Genomic DNA, 19,240 nt, shown 5'->3' with positions numbered 1-19,240 from the left:
CATGGGATTGTATGGGATGTTTGCAGAATAAATATAGGGATACAAAACTGACAGATATGGAAATTTTAGCATTAAAAGACAAGCATGTTCTTCCGACACCGGAAGTCTTGAACAGTGTACTTCACGATAGCTATCCGGCTTTTGAAGAATGGGATAATGTACTCTCCGGATTGGATATAAAGCCGGAATGGAATTATTACAAAGATGGTAATGCATGGTTGTGTAAAATGATGTTCAAAAAGAAGAACTTGGGGTGGATCGGTGTTTTTGATGGTTATTTCAAAGTATCGTTCTATTTCACGGAGAAACATTTGAATGCTATTGTTGATTCTGACATCTCTGATATTATAAAGGAGGATTTTTATAATGCAAAACCCAGTGGAAGACTGTTGCCAATGACGGTTGCCGTTACGGATAAGGAAAAGCTGAAAGAGGTTTTGCCGGTATTGTTGTTTAAGAAAAACCTGAAATGATAATGTTTGCCCTTTATTAGTAAATGAAAAGGTGATTTAATGATGAGCCTATCAATATCCTCTCGTTCTTTATAAAAAACGTATCAATCTTATTGACTGATATATATCGGTCGGATTATGAAAGTAAATAATTGATATCTTTGTAATAACTGATTTTATTTTGCTGTGATTTAATGATATATTTGCTACATGATTTAATTCATAATCCGATTAAACCATTCCGGTGGAATGCAATCTTATATTTTATAACGCTACTAACCAAAAAACAAAAAATAAAAATGGAAACAACTGCTAAGCTTTATTCACTGAATTACAGCAATGTGAAAACGTACCTGTTTGCTTTGCTATTTGTGGCAGGCAATATTGTATTACCCCAATTATGTCATTTGATTCCGGCCGGAGGTCCTACCCTATTGCCTATTTACTTTTTTACACTGATAGCTTCTTATAAATATGGTTTTCGGGTCGGTTTGCTGACTGCTGTATTATCTCCGGTTATTAATCATTTATTATTTGCAATGCCTTCTGCTGCTGTACTTCCGATTCTTCTTATTAAATCCGTATTATTTGCCGGATCGTCTGCGTTGGCGGCTCGTTATGCAAAGAAAATTTCATTGCCGGCCATTCTTGTGGCGATACTTGCTTATCAAGTTGTAGGTACAGCTTTTGAATGGGTAATTGAAAGAAATTTTTGGATAGCTATACAAGATTTCCGTATGGGAGTTCCGGGGATGTTGATTCAGTGGCTCGGTGGTTATGCCTTACTAAGAGGAATTGCTAAAATATAACTGATATGGCAAGAACTTTTAATGAAGTGATGGATCGTTTTCGTTCTATCACTTTTGAAGATGAATTCGATATCATAGTAGCTATAGCCAATGGTGGGATTGTGCCGGCAGGTATTATTAATCAACGTCTGCAAAAAGAGGTTCATTTATTGAAGATAAACTTGCGGGATGAGTATCAGCATCCCAAATATGACCGGCCGAAGCTTTTGGCACCTATTGATTTCGATTTTAGAAATAAACGTATTCTTTTGGTTGATGACCGTATAAAAACCGGTTCTACAATAATGCTGGCTAAAGAACTGATGCAAGATGCCCGGATGATAAAGACTTTTGCCGTTAATGGGAATGCGGATTATGCTCTTTTTGATGAAACTTGTTTTAAATTTCCGTGGATAATTTGAATTTGTAAATCTTGAACATACCTATGTGATGCGAGCTTGCATTATTGGTTGTGGGTAATAATCATAGAAAATAAATAAGATGGACAGGAGGGATTTTCTAAAAACTGTAGCAGTTTCCGGTGCGGCAATGACGATACAACGTTCTGAAGCGATGGAGATATTGACGCAAGCTGTAAATAGCACGGGCAAGCCTGATCTTGTGGCTGTGATGGGTGATGAACCGGAGCTTATGTTTCAACGTGCCATTGCCGAATTAGGAGGGATGAAACAGTTTGTGAAGTCCGGTCAAAAGGTAGTTGTGAAACCCAATATTGGATGGGATAAAGTACCGGAATTAGCAGGAAATACGAATCCGAAACTGGTTGCAGAAATTGTAAAACAATGTTTTGCTGCCGGTGCGAAAGAGGTTACCGTATTCGATCATACTTGTGACGATTGGCAGAAGTGCTATAAAAATAGTGGTATCGAATCTGCCGCCAAAGCTGCCGGAGCCAAAGTAATGCCTGCCCATCTGGAGTCATATTATCGTCCGGTAGATTTGTCTGAGGGTAAAAATATGAAAAAGGCCAAAATACACGAAGCGATTCTGAATTGCGATGTATGGATTAATGTGCCTATTCTGAAAAATCATGGCGGTGCTAATCTGACCATTGCAATGAAGAATCACATGGGAATTGTATGGGACCGCGGTTATTTTCATCAGAACGATTTACAGCAATGTATTGCTGATATCTGTACCATGCAGAAGAAAGCGGTTCTGAATGTAGTCGATGCTTACCGTATTATGAAAACTAATGGTCCGCGCGGACGATCGGCTTCGGATGTAGTATTGGCAAAAGGGCTTTTTGTATCGCCGGATATTGTAGCAGTGGATACTGCCGCCGCAAAATTTTTTAATCAAGTGCGCGAAATGCCGCTCGATACGGTAGGTCACCTTGCCAAGGGAGAAGCATTGAAGGTGGGAACAATGAATCTGGATAAACTGAATGTAAAGAGAATCAAGCTATAACACCATGTTGAGAAAGATACGTATAGGTATATCAGTGGTGCTGTTTTCACTGATTACATTCTTTTTTCTGGATTTCGCAGGCATATTGCCTAATAGTTTTCATCGGTTGGCTCACCTGCAATTTATACCGGCACTTCTTTCTTTTAGTGTCGGTATACTTATATTCTTAATTCTATTGACATTGCTTTTCGGACGTTTCTATTGTTCTACCATTTGTCCGATGGGAATTTTTCAGGATATAGTGGCACGTGTATCGAAATCTGTAGGAAAGAAAAGGAAAAGATATGGTTATAGTCCGGCAAAAAATATTCTTCGATGGGTAATTGTAGGTGTTACGGTCCTTGCATTTGCATGTGGCTTTACATTAATACTCGGATTGTTGGATCCTTATAGCGCATATGGTCGGATTGCGGTCAATGTATTTAAACCTGTATACATGTCCGGGAATAATTTGCTGGAATCTGTTTTTTCACGATTTGAAAATTATACTTTTTATCAGACCGATGCCTCTATTCTGAGTATGACCTCTTTTATGATAGCATTGGTCACTCTTGCGATTATAGGAATTCTGGCCTGGAAACATGGGCGCACATGGTGTAATACTATTTGTCCGGTAGGCACTGTCTTAGGGCTTTTGAGCCGTTTTTCTCTCTTCAAGGTTCGTATCGACAAAAATAAGTGCAATGGATGTGGTCTGTGTGCTACCAAATGTAAAGCTGCTTGTATCGACAGTAAAAAACATACAATCGACTATAGCCGTTGTGTAGATTGTTTTGATTGTCTGGAGTCTTGCAGCAAGCATGCGTTGGTTTATTCTCCTATTGTTTCAAAGAAGAAACAGGATACGGATACAGCTAAACGGCGTTTCCTGATGACTGGCGTAATGACAGCTGTTGCCGCTCCTAAAATTTTGGCTCAGATAAAAGAAACGACCGCTACATTGGGTGGTAAAAAGGCATATAAGAAAGAGAATCCGATCACTCCTCCGGGATCTGTCAGTCTTGAACACTTTCAGGCGCATTGTACTTCTTGTCACCTTTGCGTCAGTAAGTGTCCTTCGCATGTACTTAAACCGGCGTTAATGGAATATGGTTTGGAGGGAATGATGCAACCTACGGTTAGTTTTGAAAAAGGATTTTGCAATTTTGATTGTACCGTGTGCGGAGATGTATGTCCCAACGGGGCTATAAAACCTTTGACCGTAGACGAAAAACATCTGACGCAAATGGGCCATGTGATTTTTATCGAAGAAAATTGTATTGTACATACTGATGGTACGAGTTGCGGGGCTTGTTCGGAGCACTGTCCTACGCAGGCGGTGGCAATGGTTCCTTACAAAGACGGACTTACCATTCCACAGGTAAACACGGAAATCTGTGTAGGTTGCGGCGGTTGTGAATATGTATGTCCTGCACGTCCGTTCCGTGCTATTTATATTGAAGGCAATCCGGTACAAAAAGAAGCTAAACCCTTTAAAGAAACGGAAACGGAAAAAATAGAAGTGGACGACTTCGGATTCTGATCGTACGCATTATAACAGATCTTTTCGGTTAGCACAGGCTTTTCTTTAAAAGTAAAGATGATCTGTACTAATCTGTGTAATTTGGGGTGAGTTTTTTGTCTATATCCGGTTCATCTTTGCAGAATTTTACTAATTTCGTGGCGAACAAGTAAAATGAAGTAAATGGAAGATGTAATGACGAATAATTGGGATCATCAAAAGTACCAGATCGGGTATGCACTCAGTGGCGGATTTATTAAAGGTTTTGCGCATCTGGGAGTAATGCAGGCTCTTCTGGAACATGACATCCGGCCGGATATCATTTCCGGTGTCAGTGCAGGAGCACTGGCAGGTGTGTTTTATGCCGACGGTAACGAACCTCATCGGGTTCTGGACTATTTTTCGGGGCATAAATTTCAGGATCTTACAAAAATGGTAATCCCTAAAGTCGGGCTGTTCGAACTGGGAGAATTTATAGATTTTCTGAAAAGTAATCTAAAAGCTCAGAAATTGGAAGAGCTACAAACTCCTCTTATTATTACTGCGACGGATTTGGATCACGGGCGAAGCATGCATTTTCGTAAAGGTAGTATTGCCGAAAGGGTGGCTGCTTCCTGTTGCATGCCTGTCATGTTCACTCCCGTTAAAATAAATGGCGTTCATTATGTAGATGGCGGAATATTAATGAACCTTCCGGTATCTCCTCTGCGGAAAGAGTGTGAGAAGGTTGTTGCAATCAATGTGAGTCCTTTGGAAGCAGAAAAATACAAGATGAATATTGTAAGTATCGCTATGCGTTCTTATCATTTTATGTTCCGTGCGAACACATTTCCGGAACGTGAGATATGTGATTTACTGATAGAACCCTATAATCTGAACGGATATAGTAACCGGGAACTGGAAAAGGCGGAAGAGATATTCGACCAGGGATATAAAACGGCGAATGAAATACTGGATAATCTGTTGCAGGAAAAAGGAAACGTATGGAAAGAATTAAAGTAGGGTTGGCAGCATATGGCATGTCGGGGCAAGTATTTCATGCTCCGTTTATTCATACAAATCCTCATTTCGAATTATCAAAGATAGTGGAACGTAGCAAGGAGCTTTCAAAAGAGCGTTATCCGTATGCTATGATTGTGCGAAGCTTTGAAGAATTGATACAAGATCCTGCTATCGAACTTGTTGTAGTGAACACTCCGGATGCTACGCATTATGAGTACGCCCGCATGGCTCTTGAGGCCGGAAAGCATGTGATTGTGGAGAAACCGTTTACATCTACTACAGCACAAGGTGAAGAACTGATTGCATTGGCGGCCGCAAAAGGATTAATGCTCAGTGTATATCAGAATCGCCGTTGGGATGCAGATTTTCTGACAGTACGGGAAATAATCTCCAATGGGCTGTTGGGCAGGTTGGTGGAATATGAATCGACTTTTGCACGCTACCGTAATTTTATCAAGCCCGATACGTGGAAGGAAACGGGTAACTCCGGCGGAGGACTGACTTATAATCTCGGCTCTCATCTGATAGATCAGGCTGTCCTGTTGTTCGGTATGCCGGAAGCTGTTTTTGCCGATATAGATATTTTGCGTACCGATGGAAAAGTGGATGACTATTTTATGATCCGCTTTATTCGTCCGTCATTGGCGCCGGATGTAAAGGTGACATTGAAAGCCAGTTACTTGATGCGGGAAGCCGAACCACGATTTGTGCTTCATGGTACTCTCGGTTCTTTTGTAAAATGCGGGACCGACAAGCAGGAAGCGGCTTTACTTCGCGGCGAGATGCCTGACCAACCCTGTTGGGGAGAAGAAACGGAGGCTGAATTAGGATGGATACATACGGAGATCGACAGACAGGAGATCAGCCGGAGATATCCCGGTATCCCCGGTAATTATGGTGGATTTTACCAAAATATTTATGAGCATCTTCGTCTTGGAAAGCCATTGCAGACCGGTGCACATGATATATTAAATGTGATTCGCGTGATTGAAGCCGCTTACCGGAGCCAGCAGGAAAGAAAAATAATAGAGTTGAAATAAATTTTATATACACATGAGCGACGAAAAGAAAATGATAATCTATCAGGTGCTCCCCCGCCTGTTTGGAAACAATAATAACCACTGTGTCTATAACGGTGATATCACTGTAAATGGCTGTGGGAAAATGGCTGATTTTACAGCCAAAACATTGGAAGAGATTAAAAAACTGGGGACTACTCATATTTGGTATACCGGTATCATCGAGCATGCTACGCAAACTGATTATCGCCGGTATAACATCAGTCCGGATCATCCGGCTATCGTAAAGGGGAAAGCCGGATCACCTTATGCCATTAAAGATTATTATGATGTGGATCCCGATCTTGCTACGGATGTCCCCGGGCGAATGAAGGAATTTGAGAATCTGGTGAGCCGGACACATCGTGCCGGGCTAAAGGTCATTATCGATTTTGTCCCGAATCACGTAGCCCGTCAGTATCATTCGGACATGCAGCCGGACGGTACTGTGGAATTGGGAGCGAATGATGATCCCAACTACGCTTTCAGTCCATACAATAACTTCTACTATATTCCGCAATCGGAACTTCACGGCCAGTTCGACATGAAAGGAAGTGCTGCAGAGCCTTATCGGGAATCACCGGCCAAAGCTACCGGGAATAATCGTTTTGATGCCTATCCCAATATAAACGATTGGTATGAAACGATAAAGTTAAATTATGGAGTGGACTATCAGAATGGTGGTACTTGTTGTTTCTCTCCCATCCCGGATACTTGGATGAAGATGCTCGACATCCTTCTTTTCTGGGCTTCAAAACGTATAGACGGATTTCGCTGTGATATGGCAGAAATGGTGCCGGTGGAATTTTGGGAATGGGTGATTCCGCAGGTAAAGGAAAAATATCCCGACTTGTTGTTTATAGCGGAAGTTTATAATCCGGCCGAATATCAGAATTACCTGTTCCGTGGGAAATTCGATTATTTATATGATAAAGTGGGATTATATGATACCTTGCGTAATGTAGCGTGCGGTTATGATTCGGCTACTGCCATAACCCGCAGTTGGCAGCGATTGGGGGGTATTGAGAAGCGCATGCTTAATTTCCTTGAAAATCACGACGAACAACGTATCGCTTCGGATTTCTTTGCAAGTAACCCGCGCAAAGGTATTCCTGCTTTGATCGTATCTGCCTGCATGAATACGAATCCGATGATGATCTATTTCGGGCAGGAGTTTGGAGAACTGGGTATGGATACCGAGGGCTTTAGCGGCCGCGACGGACGTACTACCATTTTTGACTACTGGAGTGTTGACACTATACGGCGTTGGCGGAATGGTGGGAAATTTGACGGCAAAATGTTGACGGAAGAACAGAAACAATTGTATGCCGTTTACCGGAAAGTGCTCACTTTATGCAATGAAGAACAGGCTATAGCTCAAGGAGCCTTTTTTGATTTGATGTATGCTAATGAAAACGGATGGCGTTTCAATGAACACAAGCAATACACTTTCTTACGCAAACATGAGAAAGAACTGCTTTTTATAATTGTCAATTTCGACAATCAACCGGTAGATATTGCAATCAATGTACCGTCACATGCATTCGACTTTCTGCAAATCCCTCAGATGGATGTTTATGAGGCTACGGATATACTGACCGGAAAGAAAGAAAATATTTGTTTGCTTCCTTATAAAGCTACTGAAGTGTCATTAAGTGCGCATAGTGGAAAGATTCTGAAAATAACTTTATAAAATCAAGTGTTCAAAGAGTACGTATTTGGCGCCATCGTTAAATACGTACTTTTGTTTTTGATATCTTATGTTACAATCATATAATAAGGAACAAGCCATTCTACGAATAAACCGATTATCGGAACAAGGCAAAGAGTTTGTCTTTATCATTGATTATTTACAAGATTGTTCGTACATAGAAGAAACAAACCGATTGGATTCTTCGTTTGTCTTGTATAATCTGAATGGATTTACCAATCAGGATTCTATTTTCCCTCTTCGTAAAACTGCCGTGCAATGGAATATCGATTTCCCACCTTTTGACCAATATAAGCCATCTTTCGATTATGTTCTGGAAAATATCCGGGGTGGCAACAGCTTTCTCACTAATCTGACTTACCGGACTCCGGTCACGACCAATCTAAGTTTGAAGGAGATTTTTTATCACTCAAAAGCGATGTATAAGCTATGGTTGAAAGATGCTTTTGTGGTATTTTCTCCGGAAATTTTTGTGCGGATAAAAGGGCGGAAAATCTATTCTTATCCGATGAAAGGCACTATAGATGCTTCTCTTCCGTCTGCATACAATCAATTGATGAACGATCCGAAAGAAACGGCGGAACACGCTACGATTGTAGATCTGATACGAAATGATCTGAGCATGGTGGCGGAACAAGTTTCCGTGACGCGTTATCGTTATGCTGATATCCTGCAAACCAACTCCGGTTCTATTTTGCAGACCAGTTCGGAAATCTGCGGTATCCTTCCCGATGATTATCGGACGCGGTTAGGGGATATCATCTTTAAATTGTTGCCGGCCGGTTCTATCACAGGTGCTCCTAAGTTGAAAACAATGGATATTATAGCTCATGCTGAGAACTATAAAAGAGGTTTTTATACAGGAATTTCCGGATATTTTGATGGTAATAATCTTGACAGTGCTGTAATGATACGCTTTATCGAACAGCAAGGAGACAAACTTTATTTTAAAAGTGGTGGAGGAATAACTTGTAGAAGTAATCCGGAAAGTGAATATAATGAAATGAAACAGAAAATTTATGTGCCCATTTATTGAAAGTATACGGATAGAGAACGGAGTAATATATAATCTGCCTTATCACAATGAAAGGCTAAACCGTACCAGAAATGTCTTTTGGAAAGATTGTGCACCGATAAATCTTATTGATTACATCCGGATGCCGCATGAGAAAGGGATAGTGAAGTGCAGAATCGTATACGAGAAAGAGATTAAAGAAATTGTGTATACCCCCTACTCTATGCGTGAGATTGATACACTCCGTATTGTTCACTCTGGTGGGATAAACTATACTTATAAAAGTACTGATCGTGAAGAACTGAATCGGCTATATGTGGGAAGAGGAGATGCCGATGACGTTCTGATTGTCAGAAACGAACTCATTACCGATACTTCCATCGCTAATGTCGCTTTTTATGATGGGTGTGAGTGGCATACTCCTCAGACACCATTGCTCAAAGGGACTCAAAGAGCTTTTTTATTGGACAGACAAATTATAAAGGAAAAAGAGATAACGTTGAAACAACTTTTTACCTATTCGAGAATTACCCTGTTCAATGCTATGATTGAGTTTGGGCAGATTGAATTTCCTGTGAAGAAGCACATTATTGTATAACTATTATTAACAACAAAATAGATTCCGTACCCGAACAAAAGTCTCGGAAGGCGTGTTATATAGATGTGTTTTTCATAGTATTAGATATAAGATTAATTAAAAGAGATTGTACCGGCTTGTGATAAGTAAGTACGTCAGAAACAGAAGAGTCTGTTTTTTTGATAAATGTGTAAAAGCATCGACTTTGAGAAGTCGGTGCTTTTTTGCTGTGTTTTTGTTGCATTCTTTAGTTAGTTACAAATAAAATTCGTACGTTTGTAGAATAAAAAATAGAAAAGAATGACAATGAATATACCTGTTATCTTTCAATTTTTAAAAGATCTTGCTGCTAACAACAACCGGGAGTGGTTTAATGAGCACCGTGATGAGTATGAAACCGCCCGTTTGGAGTTCGACAAACTTTTGGCTGCTGTAATTTCCCGTATTGCCCTTTTTGATGAAAGTATCAGAGGTATACAACCCAAAGATTGTACCTACCGCATTTATAGGGATACCCGTTTTTCATTGGATAAAACTCCGTACAAAGTTCATTTTGGCGGATATATCAATGCCAAGGGGAAAAAGTCTGATCATTGTGGATATTATGTGCACATTCAGAACGATGCATGTATGTTGGCAGGTGGAAGCCTTTGCCTGCCTTCCAATATCTTGAAAGCAGTACGTCAGTCTATTTATGACAATGTAGATGAGTACGTTTCTATTGTGGAAGATCCTGAATTTAAAAAATATTTTCCTGTTGTGGGAGAAGACTTTTTGAAAACCGCTCCCAAAGGTTTTCCAAAAGATTTTAAGTATATCGATTACCTGAAGTGTAAAGAATATACCTGCTCTTATAACGTTTCTGATGATTTCTTTCTGAAGCCTGATTTTTTGGATAAGACAGAAGATGTATTTCGACAGTTCAAACGTTTTGCTGATTTTATTAACTACACAATAGACGATTTCGAATAGTACTTAATCATAAATAATAACTAAAACTTTTTCAATTATGGTAGTAGATACATTAGAAAACTTAGAAAAATACGCGTCACTGAATCCTTTGTTTGCACAAGCTATCGAGTTTTTAAAATCTCATGATCTTCATGCAATGGAGGTAGGTAAAACGGAATTGAATGGTAAAGATCTGGTTATTAATATAGCCCAGACTACTCCGAAAACAAAGGAACAAGCCAAATTGGAAACTCATAATGAATTTATCGATATTCAGGTTCCTCTTTCAGGAACAGAGATAATGGGATATACACCGGGTAAAGATTGTGTGCCGGCTGATGCTCCCTATAGTGCCGAGAAAGATATTACTTTCTTTGAAGGGCTGGCCGAAACATACATTGCTGTCAAACCGGGTATGTTTGCCATCTTCTTTCCGCAGGACGGACATGCTCCGGGTATCAGTCCCGACGGTGTAAAGAAAGTGATTGTTAAAGTGAAAGCATAATCAAATGATCCTGATATGGAAAAGACACTGAATCTTATTAAAAATGACCCTTGGCTGGAACCTTATGCAGAGGCCATCACAGGAAGGCATGAATATGCCATGTATAAAGAGGCCGAACTGACAAATGGTGGAAAACAGACTTTATCGGACTTTGCTTCGGGATATTTGTATTTCGGTTTGCATCGTACAGATAAAGGATGGACTTTCCGCGAATGGGCACCCAATGCAACCCATATTTATATGGTTGGTACATTTAATAATTGGGAAGAAAAAGAGAAGTATAGCCTGAAACGTCTGGAAAATGGCAATTGGGAAATCAATTTGCCTGCAGATGCCATTCAGCACGGTGATCTTTATAAATTGGTTGTATATTGGGAAGGCGGACAAGGAGAACGTATTCCTGCTTGGGCTACGCGAGTGGTTCAAGATGAAAACACAAAGATCTTCAGTGCACAGGTTTGGAATCCGGAAAAGCCTTTTAAGTTTAAGAAAAAAACATTTAAACCTTCTACTAATCCTTTGTTGATTTACGAATGTCATATCGGCATGGCCCAGCAAGAAGAGAAGGTTGGTACTTACAATGAGTTTCGTGAAAAGATACTTCCCCGTATAGCCAAAGCCGGTTATAACTGTATTCAGATCATGGCTATCCAAGAGCATCCGTACTATGGAAGTTTCGGTTATCATGTTTCCAGCTTTTTTGCCGCTTCTTCCCGTTTCGGTACACCTGATGAGCTTAAGCAACTTATCGATACAGCTCATGGTTTGGGGATTGCCGTTATCATGGATATTGTCCATTCTCACGCAGTGAAAAATGAGGTAGAGGGTTTAGGGAATTTTGCCGGTGATCCTAATCAATATTTCTATCCAGGAGCACGCCGGGAACATCCGGCTTGGGATTCTTTATGCTTTGATTATGGCAAGAATGAAGTGATACATTTTTTGTTATCCAACTGTAAGTATTGGCTGGAAGAATATCAGTTTGACGGTTTCCGTTTCGACGGCGTAACTTCCATGTTGTATTATAGCCATGGGCTGGGTGAAGCTTTTATGAATTACGGTGACTATTTCAATGGTCATGAGGATGATAATGCCATTTGTTATCTGACGTTGGCTAACGATCTGATTCATCAGGTGAATCCCAAAGCAATTACCATTGCGGAAGAGGTATCCGGGATGCCGGGATTGGCTGCAAAGGTAGAAGATGGCGGTTATGGCTTTGATTATCGTATGGCCATGAACATTCCAGACTATTGGATTAAGACGATAAAGGAGAAAATTGACGAAGATTGGAAACCATCCAGTATGTTCTGGGAAGTAACAAATCGTCGTCGGGATGAGAAAACGATCTCTTATGCCGAGAGTCACGATCAGGCATTGGTCGGAGATAAGACGATCATTTTCCGTTTGATTGATGCCGACATGTATTGGCATATGCAGAAAGGAGATGAGAATTATACGGTAAATCGCGGTATTGCTCTTCATAAAATGATTCGTATGCTTACTGCTACCACTATCAATGGCGGTTATCTGAACTTTATGGGAAATGAATTCGGGCATCCCGAATGGATTGACTTCCCGCGTGAAGGTAATGGCTGGTCATGTAAATATGCCCGTCGTCAGTGGGATTTGGTAGATAATAAGAATCTGACTTATCATTATATGGCTGACTTCGACGAAAGTATGTTGAAAGTTATCAAAACTGTAAAAGATTTCCAAGCTACCCCGATACAGGAAATTTGGCACAACGATGGTGACCAGATATTAGCATATCAGCGTAAAGACCTTATTTTTGTGTTCAATTTCAATCCTAAACAATCATTTACGGATTACGGTTTTTTGGTTGCACCGGGGGCATATGAGGTTATTTTGAATACAGATGACGTTTTATATGGCGGTAACGGACTTACAGACGATACAATCATTCATTTTACTATATCGGATCCTTTGTATGAGAAAGAGAAGAAAGAGTGGTTGAAACTTTATATTCCGGCACGTACAGCAATGGTGTTGCGGAAGAAGAAATAAAAAAAACATAGTTGGTAACAATTAGGAAGTATGGCAGTAGGAGATTTTTCTATTGCCATATTTTTTATCTTAATGTAAGTGCTATAGTATAAAAAAACCGCCTTCCATTAAAGAAAGCGGTTTCCGTATTTCGATTAATGCTATTTTTAATTCAAGCTCTCCTGAACTTGCGTCAACATTTTTTTGATTTCTGCTCTTTCCGGAGACAAGGTTGCGGCTTCTTGAAGATAATCGGCTGCCTTTTTAAAATCAGCATCGGCAGCAGCTTTTTCTGTTGCGTATTTATCTGCATCCGAGTTGGCTAAAGGAGCAGCTTTTTTTAATACAGTAGCACCATTATTATAAAATAATACACCTAAACTGTAAAGAGCATCCGTCTTCCATTTTTTTCCGCTTAATGTAGTCACCTTCTTATAACTTTCTTCGGCTTTTGCGATATCATTCGCTTTCTGGAATTTTTGTCCTTCTTTCAGATAATGGATTGCATATAATTTTTCCATAGTCTTATTACCCGGAGCTATTTTTAATCCAGCTTCCAGTGTTTCTACCATTTCTGCATTTTTTTTTAAATCCTTCAAGGCACCGGCTTTGCGTGCATACGCATTGGCTACATTATAGTTTTTCTGAATGGCAACATCAAAGTACTTCACAGCATCGGCATATTTCTTTATTTGATCTGCACATACACCACAGTTGTATGCCATTACGGAGTCCGAATTGTTCGTCTGTTTCAGATACGCATCATACTTAGTGAAAGCAACTTGATAATTCTTTGCATTTAAAGCATCATTTCCTTCTTTTTTCAATTGGTTAGGATCGGTTTGAGCAAAAATACTGCCAGTGGCACAGCACATGGCAACTAATAAAATAAATTTTCTCATGGTTTTTATGTGTCTTTTTAATTGTTTATCGTTCAAATGTAACAAGAAATGAAATAAACAGCAAAGCTATTTAATTTTTTATAGGCTCTTTCACACTACGAAACATACAATTTACCGTATATTCAATATGACATTGTTTATTTTATCTTCCAATGAGATAACCTTTTCCATAAATTGAAAACTTTCTCATGAAATTTCAAATGAAATTTCATCCAGCTTTTTATACAGATAGATACATGGGTAATAAAGAGGTTGGATTTTACCTGAATGGAGGTATTGGTAAATGGTAAACAGGTGATGTAGGGCTTTACCGTTTCTAAAATACTTTTTGAATATCTGAAAATCTCTTTTATAATTGGGGCAGATTAAGAAACAGATATCGGTCTTTTTCACTGTTTTCGTAATGCTTTTTGAAATGAATACAAAATTGCATTAGGTGCTTTATGATAAATTGAATTATATTCTGATGTAATTTGTATGAAGTAGAAAGTCTTTTTGCCTTATATGTATTATAATGTGATATTCTGTCATGGAATTATTTCGGGATGAATACTGGAATGTCGAGCGTAATGGGTAAGAAAATGATACGGATAAAAGAATGGTTGTGTTATTACGTTATTTGACGGTTAATTTTAGATTTTCTGTTTGAGTATTTTCGATTATTGAAAATATCCCCTACTGATTTGTTTGAATATTGTAAAGTGCGATTTGATATGCTGTTTCTTTTGTGTATAAAGTAATGTTTATTTTGTGTAGCCCCGTTATTAGTTGCTTCATTATTTTTTTATTATCCATTTCAGAAATTGATATGTTTTATCTTATCTTTTAATACTCCGATCTTTGTAATGTCGAATTAGTGTAATTTTAGATGTCATGTCAAAGGGAAAAAACGAGTATAAATAGTGCATATAACTTTTTGTTAGAGATTGCAGTTTTATGTTCGATGATTGGACAAGTTTGAATACACTACACTAACATTTACTTAGATGTATATCTCGGCAAAGGTAGTGAAAATTTGTAATATTTATCTAATTAAGAAATTTAGTTTATTTCAATGATAATAGAAGATGCTTATAGCAATAGAGTTACAGTTATGTTTGATGGGAAAGGATCTGATCACGGACATAACTTCATAAATATAAAAGCGGTATAGATGAAAAAAGTATTGATGCTTATACTTATTATAGTCGGATGTTCTGTTTCCGAAACGAAAGCCCAGAAGGTGGCACTTAAAAGTAATCTTCTGTATGATGCTACTGCTACCATGAATCTTGGTTTGGAGTTTGGATTGGCACGTAAATGGACATTGGACATTCCGGTGAATTATCATCCATGGAAACCGGCGGATGGTAAACGTTTACGCCATTGGGGAGTACAACCGGAAGTTCGATATTGGTTTTGTGAGCGTTTTAACCGTACCTTCATGGGATTGCACGGACATTATGCCGAATTCAATGTAGGAGGATGGCCGGACTGGTCGTTTATCAGTAAAAATATGCAGAATAACCGTTATCAGGGACATCTATATGGTGGTGGTGTTTCTATTGGACATTCGTGGATATTGAAGAAACGCTGGAGCCTTGAAGCATCTGTCGGAGTGGGTTATGCACGTATTGTTTATGATAAATATCCATGTACGCAATGTGGGACAAAGGAGAAAGAAGATAATAAGAACTATTTTGGCCCTACAAAAGCAAGTGTATCACTTATTTACGTAATTAAATAAAATAGAATGATGAAAAGAAATATACAATTCATCGTATTGGTACTGGCTGCTTTATGCCTGAATACAGAGGAGGCATTTGCTCAAAACCGCTCTTATAGTGGAGATATTGGGATTGAACCTGTACGGTTGGAGCAAAGTGGAGACTTTCTTTATATAGATATGAATTTTATTCTGAAAGATGTGAAAGTAAGGACGGCACATGGGGTAGATTTTATTCCTCAATTGGTTGCCCCGGCGAATACATATAATCTTCCAAAAGTATCGGTTAAAGGAAAAGATGAATATCTGGCTTATGAACGCCGGCTTTCATTGATGAGCCCGAAAGAGAAGAGAAAGCATGTAGCACCTTATCTGGTTAAGAAGAGTAATAAGCGGACAAATGATACGATACGTTACCGGTATGTATTACCGTACGAATCCTGGATGGCCGATGCGAAACTTAATGTGCAGCGTGATGAATGTGGCTGTGGGGAAAGTACATTGATGAGCGTGCAGCCTGTGATTGACCAAGTGACACTCGAACGTATTTTATCTCCTTACATTGTGAATCCTCATTTTGCTTATGTTGAGCCGAAGGTAGAGGTAGTGAAGAGCCGTGAGATACAGGCTGAATGCTTTTTGGATTTTGAGGTGAATAAAATCAATATTCGTCCGGAATATATGAACAATCCCCGGGAATTAGCAAAAATCCGTGTAATGATCGATGATTTGAAATTGGATCCCAGCATAAAAGTAAATAGACTGGATATCATCGGGTATGCCTCTCCGGAAGGAACTTTGGCTACAAATAAACGTCTTTCTGAAGGACGTGCTATGGCTCTTCGCGATTATCTGGCATCTCGTTATGATTTTCCGCGTAACCAATATCATATCATATTTGGTGGTGAAAACTGGGATGGCCTGATAGACGCTCTTGAGACACTCGATATGGACTATAAGAATGAAGTGCTTGACATTATTCAGGATATTCCCATTGAGAAAGGACGGGAAACAAAACTGATGCAGCTTCGTGGAGGAGTGCCATACAGATATTTGCTGAAAAATGTTTTCCCGAGTCTTCGTGTTGCTATTTGTAAAGTGAACTATGACATTAAGAATTTTAATGTGGACGAAGCGAAGGAGGTGATAAAAAGACGTCCGCAAAATCTGAGTTTGAATGAGATGTTTTTGGTGGCTAATACTTATCCGAAAGGTTCGCAAGAATTTATCGATGTGTTTGAAACGGCTGTCCGGATGTATCCCGACAGTGAAATAGCCAATATGAATGCCGCTACTGCTGCACTTTCGCGTAATGATCTGATTTCTGCAGAACGATATTTGAAAAAGATGGAATCTCAAGAGTATTGGCCGGAATATAATAATGCGATGGGAATATTGACCTTGTTGAAGGGAGATTATGAATTAGCAGAAGAATACTTGAATAAAGCCCGGGAGTTGGGGCTGGATGTAGCTACGGATAATCTGGAAGAGTTAGCGAAGAAAAAAGCGAATATGAACGAAATAGAGAAAGCGAATAGAATGAGAATTAAATAAAATGACAACGTATAGAAGAACTTTTTCAGATAAAAGATTCTATGAAAGTGAATGACTAATCTATATTAATTACTAATAATTATTTTGTGTTATGTTGAAAATTAAATCAATTTTTGTGTCATTGCTGGCTGTGGCGGCATTGGCGAGTTGCTCGAACGAGAATGACGACATCACTGATGGCGGCGAAAAAAGAGACTACGATGTGGCTTACATGTCGGTTAGCGTAGCCGTTCCTCAGGGAACGAGAACACGTGCTGCCGGTTCATCTGGTGAAACAGACGCACTGGACTCTGAAACTAAGATCAAGGAGCTTTATTTGGTTCTGTTTGATGACCAAAAAAAGGTGGTAAAGGCTGATGGTGCAACTGCGTATTATACTATATTGGGCGAATCGCAGCTTTCACAAGTTGATAATGCTCCTGTTAGTCCTTTAGAACCAATTAAGGTATCTACGGAGTCTGCATACTTACTTACTATTGCTAATCCGGGCGCTAAGTTGAAAGCTCTTTTAAATGGTATAGTAGCAGGTAATGGATATGCGGATATTAACAAAGAATTTTCTGTAGCAGAAGATCTTGCTGAAGATGATAATTCTTACCTCATTGCGGAGGTTGCAGACCTTGCTGATAAAGGACATGGCTGCACAATGATTAATGCCGGTGCATTTGATGATCTTATTTCTGATGAATGGAATGCCGATTGTTTAGTTGATGTTGCAGCTTCTGTAGTTAAAGCGAGTGATTATAAAACTGATACCGAGGCAAAAGAAGCAGCAAAAGGAAAGAAGGCAACGATTCAGATAGAACGTCTTGCATCCAAACTGGCAGTTACACTTAAAGGTGATGGTCTTACCATAGAAATAGTACCTTCTACTGCCAAATTTGAATTCAAAGAATGGACAATTGATTATGTGAACTCCAGATTCTTCCCATTTGCTACGAAAACAAAGCTGACAGCGACTCATACTGGTGCTGCGTATAAGTCTAATTTCTATACCGAAGATCCAAACTTTGATGCTGATGGTACTGGTAAACATCTTGTTGGTATTATCAGTAACAAAATTGTGGACTATAACCCTAAGGCGAAATGGTATAAGCACAACCTGTTAACTGTAGCAAAAGAAGAGGACAAGAATGTTGCTTATTGTACGGAGAATACAATGGCGGCGGCTGACCAGGATTTTGGTGCTGCTACCCGTTTGGTTCTTAAAGCTGTGTACACACCTTACACTGATTTTGATGACGATTGGTATCAGACTTTTTTCAATGGTACTTATATCAATTACAAAAATCTTGGTGAATTGCAAACTGCTTATAATGATGCTACTGATATCGATGAAGCGGATAGAGATGCTGTAGAAAAGTTATTGGTGGAATCCTGTGACAAATTTATTAATAAGTTAAATAGTGCGTTCCCGACAGCTGGACTTGCTGCTGATTTTAAAGATCTTACCCAACAATCGCTTGACGATCTTACTATTACCAATGGTGGTGAAGTTGCTAAAGAAACAGGTATTCGCTGGTTCCAGAAAAGCTTGAACTACTATTACTATCAAATTCGTCATGATAACACTACTGACATCGGACATATGGCATATGGAAAGTATGGAGTCGTACGTAATAACTATTACACACTCAACTTGACAAAAGTTAATGGTGCAGGTACACCGTGGTATCCCGATGTAGAGGAGCCGGAGGAAGAAATCGATAAAAAAGGTGCGTACCTTCACTTTGAAATTGAGGTGGCTCCGTGGATCTCTTGGGGTACTGATTTCGAAATCTAATAAACAGTTTGTTTGACTAAAAAGTCAGTTTTTGGGAGCTGACTAAAAAGCAAGTATAAAATGCTTTTTGATCAGCTCCTTCAACTTTTTATTTATGTAAGATGTTCTGGTCGATATCGACCGCTCAAGATAAACCAAGCCGTGTGACAGGCTTTTCAAAAACAGCACGAAGATACACTGGCGTACCTTTTCGAGAAAGAAATGAGTGATAAAGCAGCGCCCCTAAAACAGAAATAACCGGAGACCGCTTAAAACAGAGAGGCTCTGACTATATAACCGGTAATCCGGCAATAAGGAT

At 39.3% G+C, this 19,240-nt stretch carries 17 protein-coding genes; 16 read left to right on the top strand and 1 reads right to left on the bottom strand.

The annotated features are described in order from the left end of the window. The first annotated feature begins 56 nt into the window (after positions 1 to 56). The 13 genes from RB604_RS15180 to RB604_RS15120 all read left to right on the top strand — a co-directional run bounded on the left by RB604_RS15180 (position 57) and on the right by RB604_RS15120 (position 13,019). Positions 57 to 473: a DUF3788 family protein gene (locus RB604_RS15180; RefSeq protein WP_224203061.1), complete on the top strand. Its 417-nt coding sequence runs from the start codon at positions 57 to 59 to the stop codon at positions 471 to 473. A 278-nt stretch (positions 474 to 751) separates the two neighbouring features. Further along, positions 752 to 1,261, top strand: a complete 510-nt coding sequence (locus tag RB604_RS15175; protein WP_007480942.1) for a hypothetical protein — start codon at positions 752 to 754, stop codon at positions 1,259 to 1,261. A gap of 5 nt (positions 1,262 to 1,266) precedes the next feature. Further along, complete coding sequence (locus RB604_RS15170; RefSeq protein ID WP_005931986.1) at positions 1,267 to 1,662, top strand: phosphoribosyltransferase; 396 nt, start codon at positions 1,267 to 1,269, stop codon at positions 1,660 to 1,662. A 79-nt stretch (positions 1,663 to 1,741) separates the two neighbouring features. Continuing rightward, positions 1,742 to 2,671 (top strand): DUF362 domain-containing protein, encoded by a 930-nt coding sequence (locus tag RB604_RS15165; protein ID WP_055294736.1) that lies wholly within the window; start codon positions 1,742 to 1,744, stop codon positions 2,669 to 2,671. A 4-nt stretch (positions 2,672 to 2,675) separates the two neighbouring features. Continuing rightward, positions 2,676 to 4,193, top strand: coding sequence for a 4Fe-4S dicluster domain-containing protein (locus RB604_RS15160; RefSeq protein ID WP_021936712.1), 1,518 nt, complete (start codon positions 2,676 to 2,678; stop codon positions 4,191 to 4,193). 162 nt (positions 4,194 to 4,355) lie between these two features. Next, on the top strand, positions 4,356 to 5,174 hold the full coding sequence (locus RB604_RS15155) for a patatin-like phospholipase family protein (RefSeq protein WP_025819050.1): 819 nt from the start codon (positions 4,356 to 4,358) through the stop codon (positions 5,172 to 5,174). Further along, entirely contained in the window at positions 5,156 to 6,214 is a 1,059-nt protein-coding gene (locus RB604_RS15150) for a Gfo/Idh/MocA family oxidoreductase (protein WP_005931998.1), read from the top strand. Before RB604_RS15155 ends, RB604_RS15150 begins: the two co-directional genes overlap by 19 nt. 13 nt (positions 6,215 to 6,227) lie before the next feature. Further along, positions 6,228 to 7,925 carry an alpha-amylase family protein gene (locus tag RB604_RS15145; protein ID WP_005932002.1) on the top strand — a complete coding sequence of 566 codons (1,698 nt, stop codon included), beginning with the start codon at positions 6,228 to 6,230 and terminating at the stop codon, positions 7,923 to 7,925. A gap of 67 nt (positions 7,926 to 7,992) precedes the next feature. Then, positions 7,993 to 8,979 (top strand): aminodeoxychorismate synthase component I, encoded by a 987-nt coding sequence (locus RB604_RS15140; RefSeq protein ID WP_005932004.1) that lies wholly within the window; start codon positions 7,993 to 7,995, stop codon positions 8,977 to 8,979. Beyond that, positions 8,963 to 9,556 (top strand): aminotransferase class IV family protein, encoded by a 594-nt coding sequence (locus RB604_RS15135; RefSeq protein ID WP_055294734.1) that lies wholly within the window; start codon positions 8,963 to 8,965, stop codon positions 9,554 to 9,556. The genes RB604_RS15140 and RB604_RS15135 overlap by 17 nt, the downstream gene beginning before the upstream one ends. A 285-nt stretch (positions 9,557 to 9,841) precedes the next feature. Then, entirely contained in the window at positions 9,842 to 10,507 is a 666-nt protein-coding gene (locus RB604_RS15130) for a DUF2461 domain-containing protein (protein WP_172680686.1), read from the top strand. 37 nt (positions 10,508 to 10,544) lie between these two features. Continuing rightward, positions 10,545 to 10,991 carry a NanQ anomerase/TabA/YiaL family protein gene (locus RB604_RS15125; protein WP_005932010.1) on the top strand — a complete coding sequence of 149 codons (447 nt, stop codon included), beginning with the start codon at positions 10,545 to 10,547 and terminating at the stop codon, positions 10,989 to 10,991. A 15-nt stretch (positions 10,992 to 11,006) separates the two neighbouring features. Then, positions 11,007 to 13,019, top strand: coding sequence for an alpha amylase C-terminal domain-containing protein (locus RB604_RS15120; RefSeq protein WP_055294732.1), 2,013 nt, complete (start codon positions 11,007 to 11,009; stop codon positions 13,017 to 13,019). A gap of 146 nt (positions 13,020 to 13,165) precedes the next feature. On the opposite strand, the gene RB604_RS15115 is transcribed toward RB604_RS15120, so the two are convergent. Then, entirely contained in the window at positions 13,166 to 13,900 is a 735-nt protein-coding gene (locus RB604_RS15115; protein ID WP_005932016.1) for a hypothetical protein, read from the bottom strand. Between the two features lie 1,153 nt (positions 13,901 to 15,053). On the opposite strand from RB604_RS15115, the gene RB604_RS15110 reads away from it, so the two are divergent. The 3 genes from RB604_RS15110 to RB604_RS15100 all read left to right on the top strand — a co-directional run bounded on the left by RB604_RS15110 (position 15,054) and on the right by RB604_RS15100 (position 18,942). Continuing rightward, positions 15,054 to 15,626: a DUF3575 domain-containing protein gene (locus RB604_RS15110; protein WP_005932020.1), complete on the top strand. Its 573-nt coding sequence runs from the start codon at positions 15,054 to 15,056 to the stop codon at positions 15,624 to 15,626. Positions 15,627 to 15,632: 6 nt separating this feature from the next. Further along, positions 15,633 to 17,159: a DUF3868 domain-containing protein gene (locus tag RB604_RS15105; protein ID WP_172680681.1), complete on the top strand. Its 1,527-nt coding sequence runs from the start codon at positions 15,633 to 15,635 to the stop codon at positions 17,157 to 17,159. 91 nt (positions 17,160 to 17,250) lie between these two features. Continuing rightward, a complete protein-coding gene (locus RB604_RS15100; protein WP_055294730.1) occupies positions 17,251 to 18,942 on the top strand; it encodes an Mfa1 family fimbria major subunit in 1,692 nt (563 codons plus the stop codon). Positions 18,943 to 19,240: the final 298 nt, after the last annotated feature.

The sequence above is a fragment of the Bacteroides salyersiae genome (assembly GCF_031172035.1).
Taxonomy (GTDB): Bacteria; Bacteroidota; Bacteroidia; order Bacteroidales; family Bacteroidaceae; genus Bacteroides; species Bacteroides salyersiae.
This window is presented reverse-complemented; position numbering and strand designations above follow the sequence as displayed.